This window comes from Microbacterium sp. Se5.02b (assembly GCF_019464375.1).
Classification (GTDB): domain Bacteria; phylum Actinomycetota; class Actinomycetes; order Actinomycetales; family Microbacteriaceae; genus Microbacterium.
Map to the genome: position 1 here is coordinate 597,926 of NZ_CP080491.1, position 15,394 is coordinate 613,319.

General features: G+C 69.3%; 10 protein-coding genes and 1 pseudogene. 8 read left to right on the top strand and 3 right to left on the bottom strand.

What is annotated here, in order from left to right:
* Nucleotides 1-103: 103 nt before the first annotated feature.
* A pseudogene (locus K1X59_RS22710) lies at nt 104-1,037 on the bottom strand (pirin family protein).
* Nucleotides 1,034-1,378 carry a GNAT family N-acetyltransferase gene (locus K1X59_RS02990; RefSeq protein ID WP_183151812.1) on the bottom strand — a complete coding sequence of 115 codons (345 nt, stop codon included), beginning with the start codon at nt 1,376-1,378 and terminating at the stop codon, nt 1,034-1,036. The pseudogene K1X59_RS22710 and the gene K1X59_RS02990 overlap by 4 nt, the downstream one beginning before the upstream one ends.
* Before the next feature lie 123 nt (nt 1,379-1,501).
* On the opposite strand from K1X59_RS02990, the gene recQ reads away from it, so the two are divergent.
* Nucleotides 1,502-3,538 (top strand): DNA helicase RecQ, encoded by a 2,037-nt coding sequence (gene recQ / locus K1X59_RS02995; RefSeq protein ID WP_183151813.1) that lies wholly within the window; start codon nt 1,502-1,504, stop codon nt 3,536-3,538.
* On the opposite strand, the gene K1X59_RS03000 is transcribed toward recQ, so the two are convergent.
* A complete protein-coding gene (locus K1X59_RS03000) occupies nt 3,522-4,832 on the bottom strand; it encodes a TetR/AcrR family transcriptional regulator (RefSeq protein ID WP_183151814.1) in 1,311 nt (436 codons plus the stop codon). The two genes, recQ and K1X59_RS03000, sit on opposite strands and share 17 nt — an antisense overlap.
* 134 nt (nt 4,833-4,966) lie before the next feature.
* Between K1X59_RS03000 and K1X59_RS03005 the strand changes: the two genes are divergently transcribed.
* The 7 genes from K1X59_RS03005 (at nt 4,967) to K1X59_RS03035 (ending at nt 15,341) form a co-directional block, all read left to right on the top strand.
* Nucleotides 4,967-6,265, top strand: coding sequence for an MFS transporter (locus K1X59_RS03005; RefSeq protein ID WP_220173913.1), 1,299 nt, complete (start codon nt 4,967-4,969; stop codon nt 6,263-6,265).
* A 2-nt stretch (nt 6,266-6,267) separates the two neighbouring features.
* Nucleotides 6,268-8,025 (top strand): glycoside hydrolase family 3 protein, encoded by a 1,758-nt coding sequence (locus K1X59_RS03010; RefSeq protein ID WP_220173914.1) that lies wholly within the window; start codon nt 6,268-6,270, stop codon nt 8,023-8,025.
* Between the two features lie 138 nt (nt 8,026-8,163).
* Nucleotides 8,164-10,230 carry an acyl-CoA dehydrogenase gene (locus K1X59_RS03015; RefSeq protein WP_220173915.1) on the top strand — a complete coding sequence of 689 codons (2,067 nt, stop codon included), beginning with the start codon at nt 8,164-8,166 and terminating at the stop codon, nt 10,228-10,230.
* Between the two features lie 71 nt (nt 10,231-10,301).
* Entirely contained in the window at nt 10,302-11,348 is a 1,047-nt protein-coding gene (locus K1X59_RS03020) for an NAD(P)-dependent alcohol dehydrogenase (protein ID WP_183151815.1), read from the top strand.
* 28 nt (nt 11,349-11,376) lie between these two features.
* Nucleotides 11,377-11,946 carry a DNA-3-methyladenine glycosylase I gene (locus K1X59_RS03025; protein ID WP_220173916.1) on the top strand — a complete coding sequence of 190 codons (570 nt, stop codon included), beginning with the start codon at nt 11,377-11,379 and terminating at the stop codon, nt 11,944-11,946.
* 144 nt (nt 11,947-12,090) lie between these two features.
* Entirely contained in the window at nt 12,091-13,029 is a 939-nt protein-coding gene (locus K1X59_RS03030) for a hypothetical protein (protein ID WP_220173917.1), read from the top strand.
* Nucleotides 13,026-15,341 carry an Ig-like domain-containing protein gene (locus K1X59_RS03035; protein ID WP_183151817.1) on the top strand — a complete coding sequence of 772 codons (2,316 nt, stop codon included), beginning with the start codon at nt 13,026-13,028 and terminating at the stop codon, nt 15,339-15,341. Before K1X59_RS03030 ends, K1X59_RS03035 begins: the two co-directional genes overlap by 4 nt.
* The last annotated feature ends 53 nt before the right edge of the window (nt 15,342-15,394 follow it).

Here is a 15,394-nt window from a genome sequence, read left to right on the forward strand (position 1 = left end):
AGGGGGACCGGCTCGGGGCTCGGCCAGATCAGCATGGCGGACGCCATGGCGTCGGGCATGGGCGCGAGCGTCTCGGGGAAGAGATCCGACGTCGGCATCGGCGTCAGAGCTTCCTGCTGCGCGGCATGAGTCGCACGTCGGGGAGCGGCGGGGCGGGGATGCGCACGTCGTGACCGTCCACCGTGCCGAAGCGGGGGCTGCCGCACCCGTCGCGGACTCCGACTCCCACTCCGCCCGCGCCGCGACGATCTCCTCGTGCGTTCGTCCGGCGAAGTTCCACCACATCACGATGTCGTCCTCGAACGGCTCGCCGCCGATCAGGAACAGCAGGGCGCCGTCGTCGCTCGCCACCTCGACCTCGTCTCGGGAGTCGCCAAGGTAGAGCAGCCCGTTGCGGTCGAGAGGGTGCTCGGCCACCACGGCGTCGCCTTCGACGAGCATCAGGGCGTGCTCCCAGTCGGAGCGCAGCGGCAGCCGCACGCGCGACCCGGGGCGACGACGATCTCGGCGCCCACGATCGGGGTGTGCACGGTCGCCGGGGAGTGCACGCCCGCGAACGCGCCCAGCACGACGGTGGCTTCGGCATCCGCTCCCTCCTCCGCCGTGACGGTGAGCGCCGGGAGCTCCGTGTGCCGCTCGAAACCGGCTGCGCCGTGCCGGGTGGCCTCCGGCAGCACGACCCAGAACTGCAGGGCGTCGAGGGGGATCGGATCGTCTCCGATCGAGTACTCGGAGTGCGAGATGCCGTCGCCTGCCGTCATCAGGTTGAGCTGGCCGCGTCGCAGATCGGCGTCGCTGCCGAGCGAGTCGCGGTGGCGGATCTCGCCGACGAGCGGCCAGGTCACCGTCTGCAGCCCGATGTGCGGATGCGGCTCGACCCGCATCTTCGTGTCGGCGGGCCCGAACCGGTCGAGGAAGCACCAGGCGCCGATCGTCGGCAGGTTGCGGTGGGGCAGCGCCCGCAGCACGTTCATGCCGCGCACCCCGCCCAGCGGCACATCGCGCGGCTCGAGGATGAGGCGTCGCTGCCCGATCATTCCGCGCGGCCCGTCGGATCGTCGTGCACCGAGCCGCCCTGTTCGGGAGCGTGGGCGGGCCAGCGGATCTCGGCGCCGGGGACCTCGTGCGTCTCGAGGTACTTCGCGATGTACGGGCACAGCGGGACGATCGCCTCACCGCGCTCGACCGCATCCGCCAGCGCGGTCTCGGCGAGCTTCCCCGCCAGCCCCTGTCCCTGGAACGCCGGGTCGATCTCGGTGTGCAGGAAGCGGATCGATCCGGGGCGGAGGTCGAAGGCCGCGAAGCCCGCGAGCACGTCGCCCGAGCGGATCTCGTAGCGCGACGCGTCGTCGTCGCGGGTCACGGTGATGTCGGTCATCGGATACTCCTTCTGCGCGTGCCTCCAACCTACGCCCCGCGTGCCGGGTGGGGGACGGTCTCCGGCGCAGCGAGCTGTGGATGACACGCCGCCCGCGTCGGCGGGGGTCGTTACGCTGGAGGGATGCCGCAGACTCCCCGTGACCCGTACGCGGATCTGCCGTACGCCGACGAGCCCTACGACGACGGGTGGGAGTCGAACGCTCCGCCCGAGCCGATGGACTGGGAGCCGCAGGGTGCGGGCTTCGAGCCGCCGCTCGACTGGGGACAGGGCCCGGTCACTCCGGTGGCGCAGGCAACCGCTCCCGTCATGCGCCGTGCGACCCCGAGCCGCTATCCGACCGCCCGAGAGGCGCTGCACACCGTCTTCGGGTACGACGACTTCCGCGGCGATCAGGCCGACATCGTCGAGCAGGTCATCGCCGGCGGAGACGCCGTCGTCCTGATGCCGACCGGTGGCGGCAAGAGCATCACCTATCAGGTGCCTGCGCTCGTGCGCGAGGGCACCGGGCTCGTGATCAGCCCGCTCATCGCGCTCATGCACGACCAGGTCGACGCTCTGCGGGCGAACGGCGTCAACGCCGCATACCTGAACTCGACGCAGGGGATCGACGAGCGTCGCGAGGTCGAACGGGCGTATGTCGCGGGTGAGCTCGACCTCATCTACGTCGCCCCGGAGCGTCTCTCCAGCGCACAGACCACGGCCCTGCTCCAGCGCGGAACCCTCAGTGTGATCGCGATCGATGAGGCGCACTGCGTGTCGCAGTGGGGTCATGACTTCCGCCCCGACTACCTCGCGCTCGGCGACCTGGGCGAGCGGTTCCCCGGGGTGCCGCGCATGGCGCTCACGGCGACCGCCACCGCCGCGACCCATAAGGAGATCACCGAGCGGCTGCGTCTCGACGGTGCAAAGCACTTCGTCGCGAGCTTCGACCGCCCGAACATCCAGTACCGGATCGTGCCCAAGGTCGACCCGCGCAAGCAGCTGGTCGCCTTCATCAAGGCGCAGACCCCGGCGAGCGACGACGGCACGCAGCCCGCGGGCATCGTGTACGCGCTCAGCCGCAAGTCGGTCGAGCAGACCGCGACCTACCTCGCCGCTCAGGGCCTCGATGCGCTGCCGTACCATGCGGGCCTCCCCGCCGAGGTGCGCGCGACGAACCAGGCCCGCTTCCTCCGCGAAGACGGCGTCGTCATGGTCGCGACCATCGCGTTCGGCATGGGCATCGACAAACCGGATGTGCGCTTCGTCGCCCACATCGATCTGCCGAAGTCCGTCGAGGGGTACTACCAGGAGACCGGTCGTGCCGGTCGCGACGGCGAGCCGTCGGTGGCGTGGATGGCGTACGGCCTCGGCGACGTCGTCCAGCAGCGACGCCTGATCGACCAGAGCCCCGGCGACCGCACGTTCAAGATGCGGATGGGGCAGCACCTCGACGCGATGCTCGCGCTGTGCGAGACGGTCGAGTGCCGCAGGCAGAACCTCCTCGCCTACTTCGGCCAGGACTCGGAGCCCTGCGGCAACTGCGACACGTGCCTCGACGACACCGAGACCTTCGACGGGCTCGTGCCCGCGCAGAAGCTGCTCTCGACGATCGTGCGGCTCAAGCGCGAGCGCAATCAGGCGTTCGGGGCGGGGCACCTGATCGACATCCTGCGCGGGGCCTCGACCGAGCGCATCCGCCAGCAGGGTCACGACAAGCTCGCGACGTACGGCATCGGCAACGACCTCTCCGACCAGGACTGGCGCAGTGTGGTCCGGCAGCTCCTCGCCCGTGGAATCCTCGTCGCGCAGGGCGACTACGGCACCCTCGCTCCCGGTGAGCAGGCGGCCGGAGTGCTGCGCGGCGAGATGGCGGTGCCGCTGCGCAAAGACACCATCGGGCGGCCGACCTCCTCGGGGCGCGCGCGCAAGGCCAGTGCGGCCGACGCCCTGGATGCGGGGGACCGTGGGCTGTTCGAGGCGCTGCGCGCCTGGCGGGCCGAGACCGCGCGCGAGCAGGGCGTTCCCGCGTACATCGTGTTCGGCGACGCGACGCTACGCGCTCTGGCCGAGCATCGTCCGGCATCGCTCGCCGACCTCGACGGCATCACCGGCGTCGGCGCGAAGAAGCGCGAGGCCTACGGCGAAGGCGTGCTGGCGGTCATCGCGGCCGCCTGAGTGTGGGCTCCCGGTCGTCGCGAGGCAGCACATCGTCGAGGTGGGCGCGCAGGTGCGCGGCGATGTCGACGGCGTCGCGGTCGTACAGCCACTGGTACTGGAGGCCGTCCCACATCGCGACGAGCCAGACGGCTTCGTGCGCGGGGTCGCGGTGCGCCGGCAGGTCGCCGTCGATCTGCGCGAGGCGGAAGAGGGCGGTGAAGTAGTCGATCGTGTTCGCGAACCGGTTCTCGAAGTAGGCGTGCGCGGGATGCGCCGCCGGCACCGCCTCACAGGAGAGCACGGCGTACACCTCGATCAGTCCGGGTTCTTCCCGCCCATTGAGCGCCGCCCCGTCCGGGATCCCACGGAGCAGCTCGCCGGCTGAAGCGGCACCCGTGATCGCCTGGTTCTCGTTGATGGCGCTGTCGCGCTCGGCGAGGACGGCGCTGAGCAGAAGCTCCTTGGAGGAGTAATGGTGCAGCAGCGTCGACTTCGATACGCCGACGGCGGTCGCGATGTCCTGCAGGCTGGTGTCGCCGTAGCCGTCGCGCGCGAACAGGTGCATCGCATCGGCGACGATCTGCGTCCGGCGGCGACGACCGACGGCATACCCCGGATCGATCTCCGGCGCCGCGGCGATCGGCAGCTCGGGAAGCGGACCGGCCGCACCGGCCGAGCCGGCAGCCTGGTCGTCTTCGGGGTCGCGCCACCCGAGCGGCGACGCCCACAGGCTCTCGCGTTCTTCGAGCATCGCCACGACGTCGACCCGGTCGGGGAGGTACTGCGAGAGCAGTTGCAATCCGTCCCACCCCGCCGTGTGTCGCACGGTCTCACCGTCGACATCGCGGTCGGCGGCGATCACGCCGTGGTACTTCGCATCTTCGAGCACGTCGCTGCTCAGGGAGCGCAGCCGGCAGTAGCGTTCGCGCATGCGCTCGTGCGCGGGGTGGCCGGGCGCTGATGCCTCGCCGGTGAGGGCGGCGAAGAGTTCGAGATAGCCCTCGGTGCGCGCGTTGCGTTCGGCGAGAGCGGCGAACACCAGGTCACCCGGTTCGGAGGCGGCCGCGATCGCACTGAAGACCGCCTCGTTCTCGGACTCGAGTTCGGCGACGACCTCGGCGAGCAGATCGTCCTTGGAGGAGAAGTGTCCGAGGAGCCCAGGGTGGCTGACGGATGCGGCCGCGGCGATGTCGCGCAGCGACGTGGAGCGGTACCCGTTGGCGACGAAGAGTTCGTGGGCGGCCGAGAGGATGCGCTCTCGCGTGGCGGCGGCGCGGGCGTGTCGTGTGCCCATCGGTGTCGTCGTCGTCATCGCATCCTCCTTCCTCACCCTATCCTCGCTCATTACCAAATGGTCTGCTTTCACTTACCAGACGGTCGAGTTTCGTGTATGGTCTTCCCAGAACCGCATCGCCCGAAGATGTGCGGTGAATCGAAAGGACTGTCATGACAGAGCTGTCATCCGCCGCAGCTGCGGCCGCGGTCGGCACGACGGGCTTCAAGGCCCCTGGTACCACGCCGCCCAAGACCCCGCGCGGCTACACGCCGGGTCTCGCCGCCGTCAACTTCGGCGTCTACCTCGCCCTGCTCACCCCCGTCATGGTGTCGATGGCGTTCAAGGTGCAGCACGTCGACCCGGTGAACACCGAGGGCAGCCTCGGGCTCGTGATGGGTGTCGGCGCGATCTTCGCCCTCATCGCCAACCCTCTCGTCGGTCGGCTCTCCGACCGCACCACCTCGCGCTGGGGGATGCGTCGCCCGTGGATCCTCGGCGGCGCGATCGTCGGACTCGGCGGGTTCGTGCTCATCGGCGCGGCGACCTCCGTCTGGATGATCCTGCTCGCCTGGTGCCTCGTGCAGACCGCCATGAACGCGGTGCTCGCCGCCGCCAACGCCACGCTGCCCGACCAGGTGCCGGTCACCAGCCGCGGCAAGGTCTCCGGCATCATCGGCATCACCACGCCCATCGGCATCCTCGCCGGCAGCTTCATCGTCAACTTCCTCCCCGGCGACTTCGAACGCTTCGTCGTCCCCGGCGTGATCGCGCTGATCCTCGTGATCGTGTTCGTCCTCACCCTCAAGGACCGCCGCCTGACCGAGAAGCCCTCGGAGAGGTTCACCATCGGGACGTTCTTCGGCTCGTTCGTCTTCAATCCGCGCAAGCACCCCGACTTCGGCTGGACCTGGCTGACGAAGTTCTTCGTGATGTTCGGGTACGCCGGCATCGCCACGTTCCTGCCGCTGTACCTGGTGACCAAGTTCGAGCTCGACGAGCAGGGTGCCGTCGGCACCATCCTCATCGCCAACCTCGCCTCGATGGCGGCCATGGCGATCTCCTCGCCCCTCGGCGGCTTCCTCTCGGACAAGATCGGCAAGCGCCGGCCGTTCGTCGCCATCGCCGGCGTGATCATGGTGGTCGGCCTCGTGATCCTCGCGATCGCCCCCGACGTCACGACGGTCATCGTCGCGCAGGCGATCATCGGGCTCGGCGCCGGTTCGTTCCTCTCGGTCGACCTCGCGCTCGCCACCGAAGTGCTCCCCAACCCCGACGACGTCGCCAAGGACCTCGGTGTGCTGAACATCGCCAACGCCCTGCCGCAGTCGATCGCTCCGGCCATCGCACCGGGGATCATCGCGCTCGGCGCGGCCACGCCGCTCGGCGGCTACACCACCTGGTACCTGTTCGGGGCGCTCGTCGCCCTCGCCGGCGCCGTGCTCGTCTACCGCATCAAGGGAGTCAAGTGACCATGACAGAGACCACCGTCGCCCGCCCCTGGCTCGACGCCGATCTTCCCGTCGACGAACGGGTCCAGCTGCTGCTGGACGAGATGACGATCGAGGAGAAGGCAGGACTCTTCTTCCACACCATGATCGCGATCGGGGATCTGGAGGCGCCGGATCCCACGTTCGCGACGCCCTCCGCTCGCGAATTCCTCGAGAGCAAGCGGATGACGCATTTCAATCTGCTCGGTGCGGCGCCGACGGGACGCGAGATCGCGGCCTGGCACAACGCGCTGCAGCGGCTCGCCGCGTCCACGCGCCTCGGCATCCCCGTCACCCTGTCGACCGACCCGCGGCATTCGTTCAGCGAGAATCCCGGCGCGTCGATCCTCGCCGGTCCGTTCTCGCAGTGGCCGGAGACGCTCGGTCTCGCGGCCACCCGTGACGAGGAGCTCGTGGAGCGGTTCGCCGACATCGCCCGCCAGGAGTACACGGCGGTCGGTCTGCGGGTGGCCCTGCACCCGCAGGTCGACCTCGCGACCGAGCCGCGCTGGGCACGCCAGACCGCGACGTTCGGGGAGGATGCCGAGCTCTCCGGACGACTCGGCGCCGCGTACATCCGCGGATTCCAGGGCGTGTCGTTCGGGCCGGGATCCGTGTCGACCATGACGAAGCACTTCCCCGGTGGCGGACCGCAGAAGGACGGCGAGGACCCGCACTTCCCGTACGGCCGCGAGCAGGTCTATCCGGGTGGGGGATTCGAGCTGCACCTGAAGCCCTTCGAAGACGCTCTCGCCGCCGGGACGCGGCAGATGATGCCCTACTACGGGATGCCGGTGGGCACCGCGTACGAAGAGGTCGGGTTCGGCTTCAACAAGTCGGTCATCACCGGGCTGCTGCGCGAACGGTACGGCTTCGACGGCCTCGTCTGCACCGACTGGGGCCTGATCAGCGACTCCGAGATCTTCGGGCAGCCGTTCCCTGCGCGCGCCTGGGGTGTGGAACACCTGACTCCGCGCGAGCGCATGGCGAAGGTGCTGGACGCGGGTGTCGATCAGTTCGGCGGAGAGGCGAACCCCGAGCTGCTGCTCGAACTCGTCGCCGACGGGGTGATCTCGGAGGAGCGGCTCGACGTCTCGGCCCGCCGCATCCTGCGGGAGAAGTTCGAACTCGGTCTGTTCGAGAACCCGTTCGTGGACGAGGACGCCGCGGACGCCGTCGTCGGACGCGCCGACTTCCGTGCGGCGGGGGAGGAGGCGCAGCGGGCGTCGATCACCGTGCTCTCGAACGACGGTGCGCTGCCCTTCGCGCGGGGACTGCGCCTGTACGTCGAGGGCATCGACCCCGCCGTGGCTGCGGCCTTCGGGGTGATCGTCGACGATCCGGCCGACGCAGAGCTCGCGATCCTCCGCCTGCAGGCGCCGTTCGAGGAGCGCGAGACGATGTTCGAGAACTTCTTCCACGCCGGGTCCCTGGAGTTCGCGGGCGAGGTCGTCGCCCACGTCCGCGAGGTCGCCGCCGCGGTTCCGACCGTCGTCGACGTGCTCGCCGATCGGCCGCCCATCCTGACGCCGATCGTCGAGGTCGCCGCCGCGGTGACGGTGAACTGGGGAGCCTCGGGCGAAGCGCTGCTCGACGTTCTCAGCGGTGCCGTCGCGGCGAGGGGTGCGCTTCCCTTCGACCTTCCCCGGTCGATGGCCGCGGTCGAGGCCTCGCGGCCCGACGTGCCGTTCGACACCGCCGACCCGCTGTTCCGCTTCGGCCACGGGCTCTCGTTGACCTGATCGGGGTCGACCTGTTGCGAGGCGACAACGGGGAGTAGGGGCGTCCGCCTGCGGAGTTGGAGGATGCTCACAGCGGAGTTCCTGTGGGTTTGTCGCAGACCTACCATGAAAGCACCCCTACTCCCCTGGAGGAATGCCATGGTCGACGCTGCCGTCCGCTCTTCGACGACACCCGATGAATCGCCCGAGATCGCGGTCGCTCCGCCGATCGACATCGCACGTGTGAACGAGGCCCTGATGGGCACGTGGGGCGATGTGCGTCGTCAGGCGCGCGAGATGATCAAGGACTCGGCGTTCTGGCGCAAGGACGAGCTCGGCAAGGACGAGCACCGCGAGCGCGTGCTCAGCCAACTGCACCTGCTGGTCGAGAACAAGGCGGTGCACCGCGCTTTCCCCAAGTCCCTCGGCGGCGAGGAGAACAACGGCGCGAACATCGCGGGCTTCGAGGAGCTCGTGGTGGCCGACCCCAGCCTGCAGATCAAGTCGGGTGTGCAGTGGGGGCTCTTCGGCTCGGCGATCCTGCAGCTGGGTTCGAAGGAGCACCACGAGAAGTGGCTGCCCGGAGTGATGGACCTCTCGATCCCCGGGGCCTTCGCGATGACCGAGATCGGTCACGGCTCCGACGTCGCCGCGGTCGGCACCACGGCCACCTACGACCCGGAGTCCGAGGAGTTCGTCATCAACACCCCGTTCCGCGGGGCGACGAAGGAGTATCTCGGCAACGCGGCCCTGCACGGCGTCGCGGCGACCGTGTTCGCACAGCTCATCACCAACGGCGTCAACCACGGCGTGCACTGCTTCTACGTGCCGCTGCGCGGAGAGGACGGCGTCGACCTTCCGGGCATCGGCCGCGAGGACGACGGTCTCAAGGGCGGGCTCAACGGCATCGACAACGGGCGCCTCTCGTTCGACCACGTACGCATCCCGCGCACGAACCTGCTCAACCGTTACGGCGACGTCGCCGCCGACGGCACCTACTCCAGTGCGATCGACAGCCCCGGCCGCCGCTTCTTCACGATGCTCGGCACCCTCGTGCAGGGGCGCGTCTCCCTCGACGGTGCGGCATCCTGGGCCTCCGCGCTCGGCCTGCACATCGCGATCACCTACGCGACCCAGCGTCGCCAGTTCGATGGTGCGGACGGGCAGGAGGTCGTGCTCATGGACTACGGCAAGCACCAGCGCCGCCTGCTGCCGCGCCTGGCGACCACCTACGCGCAGATCTTCGCGCACGACGAGTTCCTGCAGAAGTTCGACGGCGTCTTCTCGGGTCGCACCGACACCCCGGCCGACCGCGAAGACCTCGAGACCCTGGCCGCCGCCCTCAAGCCGCTGTCGACCTGGCACGCGCTCGACACCCTGCAGGAGGCCCGTGAGGCCACCGGCGGCGCCGGCTTCATGTTCGAGAACCGCCTCGTCGGACTCCGTCAGGACCTCGACATCTACGTCACATTCGAAGGCGACAACAACGTCCTGCTCCAGCTGGTCGGCAAGCGTCTGCTCACCGACTACGCCAAGCAGTTCCAGGGCAAGGACGCGGCGGCGCTCGCGAAGTTCGCGGTCGGCATGACCGCGGGCAAGGTGTTCCACGGCGCAGGACTCCGCCAGCTCGGCCAGGCCGTCTCCGACTTCGGTCAGGTCAGCCGTTCGGTCGAGCGCGGGCTGCGCGAGGAGCAGCAGCATGATCTGCTCGCGGGTCGTGTGCAGCAGATGGTCGCCGACATCGCCGGTCGCCTGCGCCCCGGCGCGAAGGACAAGCTGCTCGGCGCCCGGCTCTTCAACGAGAACCAGGCCGAGCTCATCGAGGCCGCTCGTGCACACGGCGAACTGCTGCAATGGGAGGCGTTCACCGACGCCGTGCACCAGATCGAGGACGCCGACACCAAGAAGGTCCTCACCTGGCTGCGCGACCTGTTCGGACTTCAGCTCATCGAGAAGCACCTCGCCTGGCACCTCATCAACGGACGCCTGTCGACGCAGCGCGCCGCGGCCGTGTCGAGCTACATCGACCGACTGTGCACCCGCCTGCGGCCATACGCCCTCGACCTCGTGAACGCGTTCGGGTACGAGCCGGAGCACGTGCGCGCGCCGATCGCGAGCGGCATCGAGAAGCAGCGTCAGGACGAGGCGCGGGCGTACTACGCCGATCTCGCCGCCACCGGGCATGCACCGATCCAGGAGAAGACCCTCAAGAAGCAGCGGCGCTGACGACGCTCTCTCGTGCGATTCATGGGTGCGGCTGAGTAGTCTCGGCACGTACCCGATCTGAGGAGCGCGAGATGTCCACCGTCACCGCCTATGCCGCACCGCGCGAAGCCGCACCGCTCGAGAAGACCGTCATCGACAGACGCGAGCTCGGCCCCCACGATGTGCTGATCGACATCGCGTTCGCCGGCATCTGCCATTCCGACATCCACACGGTGCGCGGCGACTGGGGTCCGCAGCAGTACCCGCTCGCGCCGGGGCACGAGATCACGGGCACGGTCGCCGCGGTCGGCTCCGCGGTCACACGTCATGCCGTGGGCGACCGGGTGGGGGTCGGGTGTCTGGTGAACTCCTGCGGCGAGTGCCGGGAGTGCCTGCGCGGGCAGGAGCAGTTCTGCCGTCAGGGCGCCGTCGGCACGTACGGCGCCGTGGATCGCGACGGCAGCATCACGCAGGGCGGATACTCCGAACAGGTCGTGGTGACCGAGGCCTTCGTGCTGCGCATCCCGGATGCGCTGCCGCTCGATGCCGCCGCTCCGCTCCTGTGCGCCGGCATCACGACGTACTCGCCGCTGAGGCACTGGCGGGTCGGGCCCGGCACGAGGGTCGCGGTGGTCGGCCTCGGCGGACTCGGACACATGGGAGTGCAGATCGCGCATGCGCTCGGCGCCGAGGTGACCGTGCTCTCGCAGACCCTGAGCAAGAAGGACGACGGGCTGCGGCTCGGCGCCGATCAGTATCGTGCGACGAGCGACCCGACCACCTTCCGCGAGCTGCGCTCATCGTTCGACGTGATCCTCAACACGGTCAGCGCCCCGGTCGATCTGCGCTCGTACCTCGGCCTGCTCGACGTCGACGGGACGATCGTGTGCATCGGAGCGCCGGCGGAGCCTCTCGCTCTCACGGTCGGGTCCCTCATCGGCGGACGCCGCTCCATCGCGGGCTCCAACATCGGCGGCATCCGCGAGACGCAGGAGATGCTCGACTTCTGCGCCGAGAACGGCATCGTCGCCGAGATCGAGGTCATCAGGGCCACGGAGATCAACACGGCATACGAGCGGGTGCTCGCGTCCGACGTGCGCTACCGGTTCGTCATCGACGCGTCGACCTTCGCGGAGTGACGTCGGCGGTGGCGGATACGTTGGGGAGATGACCTCTTTCCTCACGGGCCCCGACGCCCGCGACCGCTGCGCCTGGGTGGGCGACGACGCCGAGTACCGCCGCTATCACGACGAGGAGTGGGGGACGCCGCTGCACGGCGACCGGGCGCTGTTCGAGAAGATGGCGCTCGAGGGGTTCCAGGCCGGGATCTCCTGGATCACCATCCTGCGCAAGCGTCCCCGGTTCCGCGAGGTGTTCGCGGGCTTCGAACCCGCCGCCGTGTCCGCGTTCGGGGAAGACGACGTCGAGCGGCTGATGGCCGACGCCGGCATCATCCGCAACCGCGCCAAGATCGAGGCCACGATCGGCAACGCCCGCATCGTCCGCGACATGGCAGGCGGCGAGCTCGACGAGCTGATGTGGTCGTTCGCGCCGCCGGCATCCGACACGCGTCCCGCCGCGTTCGCCGACGTCCCGGCGGTCACCGCGGAGTCGACGGCCTTGAGCACGGAGCTCCGACGGCGCGGGTTCCGCTTCGTGGGTCCGACCACGATGTACGCGCTGATGCAGTCCGCCGGGATGGTCGACGACCACATCGCGGGGTGCTGGCGCGCCTGACACCGGGTGGGGATATCTCCCCATCGAGCGGTATTCCGCGACCCGGTTAGGATGTACGGGTGCTGCACCGGCTCGTCGAGCCCGTGCATGAAGCAATCGGAGTGTCACCCTGGGGGGGAACCGGGAATGAAGGCGTTGTCATGGATGCGCGCGCGACCCAAGACGTTGGCGTCGGCCGCCGGCGTCACGGTCGGTGTCATCGCGATCACCACGATGGCCTTCACCTATGAGGGGTTCCCGACCACCAAGGTCGATCTGAACGACGGCGGCGTGTGGATCACGAAGTCCTCGAGCCTGCTCGTGGGCCACTTCAACAACGAGTCGACCATCCTCGACGGCGGTCTGCGCACCACGAGCGAGAACTACGACATCCTGCAGGCAGCGGCCAACGTGCTCGTCGTGGACCAGAGCGCCTCGACCGTGACGGCGGTCGACCCCGCGCGCGTCTCGCTCGGAGACTCCACCGTCATCCCCTCATCGGCCAAGGTCGCCCTCGGGGCCGAGACGGCCGCGATCCTCGATGAGAAGTCCGGCGACCTGTGGGTCGTCCCCGTGAAGGGGATCGCTTCCTTCGAGATCGAGGCGACGGAACCCATCGCCGAGCTGGGCGAGAACTCCGATGTCACGGTGGCCGACGACGGCACCGTCTTCGCCCTGTCGGCGGAGAAGGGCGAGGTCGTGACCGTGCCGGTCGACCACGAAGGTGTTCCCGGCGATTCGTCTGCGGCGTCGGTCGGAGAACTCGATCTGTCCGAACGGCCCACCATCACCGCCGTCGGTCGCACACCGGTCGTGTTCGACGAGGCCGCAGGGGTCGTCACGACGCCGGGCGGTTTCCGCACCGAGGTCGCGGGCGCGAAGGACGCGGTGCTGCAGCAGGCCTCTGCCGAGACCGACGCCGTCGCCATCGCCACGCCCTCCGCACTGGTGCGCGTCCCCTCGACGGCAGCGAGCCGGAGGAGACCTCCGCCGGCAGCGCCGGCACCGCGGCGGCACCCGTGTGGCTGCGGGGGTGCACCTACGGCGCCTGGGCCGGATCCGCGACGTTCATCCGCGAATGCCCGGGTGACTCGAACGACGTGAACGCGCCGATCGAGGGCGCCGAGGAGTCTGCGAGCCTGACCTTCCGCGTGAACCGCGACGTGATCATCCTGAACGACGCCGTCGGCGGCGCCGCGTGGATGGCGAACGAGAGCCTGCAGCGCGTCGACAACTGGAACGACCTCACGCCGCCCGAGGGCGAGACCGAGAACCAGGAGGACTCGACCGAGGAGACGGTCGAGACCACGCTGCCGGAGCGCAGCGAGGAGAACACGCCCCCGATCGCCGAAGACGATTCCTACGGCGTGCGCCCGGGTGCGACGACACTGCTGCCCGTTCTCGACAACGACAACGACCCCGACGGCGACGTGCTCGTGGCGGCTCTGGCCGAGGCGCAGCCCTCCATCGGCACCGTGCAGCCGATCAACAACGGCGGCTCCCTGCAGATCGCGGTCGACGAGAAGGCCTCGGGCACCGCGAGCTTCACCTACGAGGTCGACGACGGTCGCAAGGGCAAGGACACCGCGGTCGTCACGCTCGAGGTGCACGACTGGAACGACAACGCCGCCCCCGGACCGAAGCGGAAGACATCGCTCGCGGTCGAGACCGGCGGCACGATCTCGTACAACATCCTCCCGGACTGGATCGATCCGGACGGCGACGACATCTACCTCAAGGAGGTGATCGCGGCGCCGGGAGACGAGGTCGACTTCAGCAAGGACGGCCAGATCACCTACAAGGCGACCGCCAGCCTGCAGGGGCGCAAGGACGTGCAGGTCACCGTCGCCGACGCGTTCGGCAAGCTCGGCACCTCGACCCTCTCCCTCGACGTCCGCCCCCAGGGGTCGACGAACCCGAAGACCAACGCCGACCACGTGATCACGAAGGTCGGCGAGCAGGTCACGATCGCGCCGACCGCGAACGACACGAGCACCTCGCGCGAGCCGCTGCGTCTGAGCAGGGTCCTCGACACCCTGGGCGCGACGATCGTCCCGAACACCGCCAACAAGACCTTCACCTTCATGGCGGAGGCTCCCGGCGTCTACTACGTGCAGTACCAGGTCACCACGGGCCCGAAGAACGGCGAGGGGCTCGTGCGCGTCGACGTGATGCCCGAGTCGGAGACCGATCTGCCGCCGGTCGCCGTGCGCGACGTCGCGCTGCTGCCCACGGGCGGCGACGTGCTCCTCGGCGTGCTCAACAATGACACCGATCCCGCCGGCGGCATCCTCGTCGTCCAGTCGGTGTCGCTCGAGCCGAACAGCGGCATCTCGGTCTCGGTGCTCAACCACGAGACCCTCCGGATCACCGATCAGGGCGCACTCGAAGAGCAGGTGCGCGTCAAGTACCGCATCTCGAACGGCTCCAAGTCGGCGGAGGGCGAGGTCGTGGTGATCCCGATCCCCGCGCCGGATGAGCTCCGTCAACCTGTCGCGAACCCCGACACCGCGACCGTGCGCGTCGGAGACGTCGTGACCATCCCGGTCCTCGACAACGACACCCACCCGAGCGACGACGTGATGCACGTCGAGCCCGAGCTCATCGAACCGTTCGTGGATCCCGAGGACGGCGAGGCGTTCGTGTCGCAGGACACCGTGCGCTTCAAGGCGGGCCCCGAGGCGAAGACGGTCTACCTCACCTACGAGGTGTCGGACTCCCGTCAGCAGAAGGCGGCGGGCTACGTCACGATCCAGATCATGCCGATCGACGAGGAGACCAACGCGGCCCCGCGTCCGCAGGATCTCGTCGCCCGTGCCCTGGCCGGCACCGAGGTGAACATCGCCGTCCCGCTCGACGGCATCGACACCGACGGCGACTCGGTCGAGCTCGTCGGCATCGAGTCGAGCCCCTCGAAGGGGCGCGTCACGAACGGTCCGAACTACTTCACCTACGAGGCGGCAGACGGCGCATCCGGCGTCGACGTGTTCAAGTACCGGGTGCGCGACAGGCTCGGCAAGGAGGGCATCGCCACGGTGCGGGTGGGCATCGCGCCCGCGGAGGAGATCAACCAGCCGCCGTACGCGGTCAAGGACGCGGTCGTCGTGCGACCGGGCAGGGAGATCGCTGTACCCGTGCTCGAGAACGACTCCGATCCCGAGGGCGACAAGGTCTCGCTCGTCAAGGACGGTCTCGAGCTGCCCGACGGCCTGGAGGCGCGCGTCTCCGGGGACCGGGTGATCGTGCAGGCGCCGAACGGACCCACCGAGACCTCACTGCAGTACACCGCGGCGGATGCGCGCGGGGCGACGGCCACCGCGACCCTGCAGATCACCGTCGACGAAGACGTCCCGCTGCAGGCGCCGGTCGCCCGCGACGATCGGCTGCTGCCGACCGACCTCAGGACGGCGGTCTGACGGCCGACCTCGACATCCTCGCGAACGACGAGGATCCCGACGGCACGACAGAC

What these genes read in the sequence shown, in the direction of transcription:
- K1X59_RS02990 (WP_183151812.1), bottom strand. Translation starts at nt 1,378, where the DNA reads ATGACCGACATCACCGTGACCCGCGACGACGACGCGTCGCGCTACGAG.
- recQ (WP_183151813.1), top strand. Translation starts at nt 1,502, where the DNA reads ATGCCGCAGACTCCCCGTGACCCGTACGCGGATCTGCCGTACGCCGAC.
- K1X59_RS03000 (WP_183151814.1), bottom strand. Translation starts at nt 4,832, where the DNA reads ATGACGACGACGACACCGATGGGCACACGACACGCCCGCGCCGCCGCC.
- K1X59_RS03005 (WP_220173913.1), top strand. Translation starts at nt 4,967, where the DNA reads ATGACAGAGCTGTCATCCGCCGCAGCTGCGGCCGCGGTCGGCACGACG.
- K1X59_RS03010 (WP_220173914.1), top strand. Translation starts at nt 6,268, where the DNA reads ATGACAGAGACCACCGTCGCCCGCCCCTGGCTCGACGCCGATCTTCCC.
- K1X59_RS03015 (WP_220173915.1), top strand. Translation starts at nt 8,164, where the DNA reads ATGGTCGACGCTGCCGTCCGCTCTTCGACGACACCCGATGAATCGCCC.
- K1X59_RS03020 (WP_183151815.1), top strand. Translation starts at nt 10,302, where the DNA reads ATGTCCACCGTCACCGCCTATGCCGCACCGCGCGAAGCCGCACCGCTC.
- K1X59_RS03025 (WP_220173916.1), top strand. Translation starts at nt 11,377, where the DNA reads ATGACCTCTTTCCTCACGGGCCCCGACGCCCGCGACCGCTGCGCCTGG.
- K1X59_RS03030 (WP_220173917.1), top strand. Translation starts at nt 12,091, where the DNA reads ATGCGCGCGCGACCCAAGACGTTGGCGTCGGCCGCCGGCGTCACGGTC.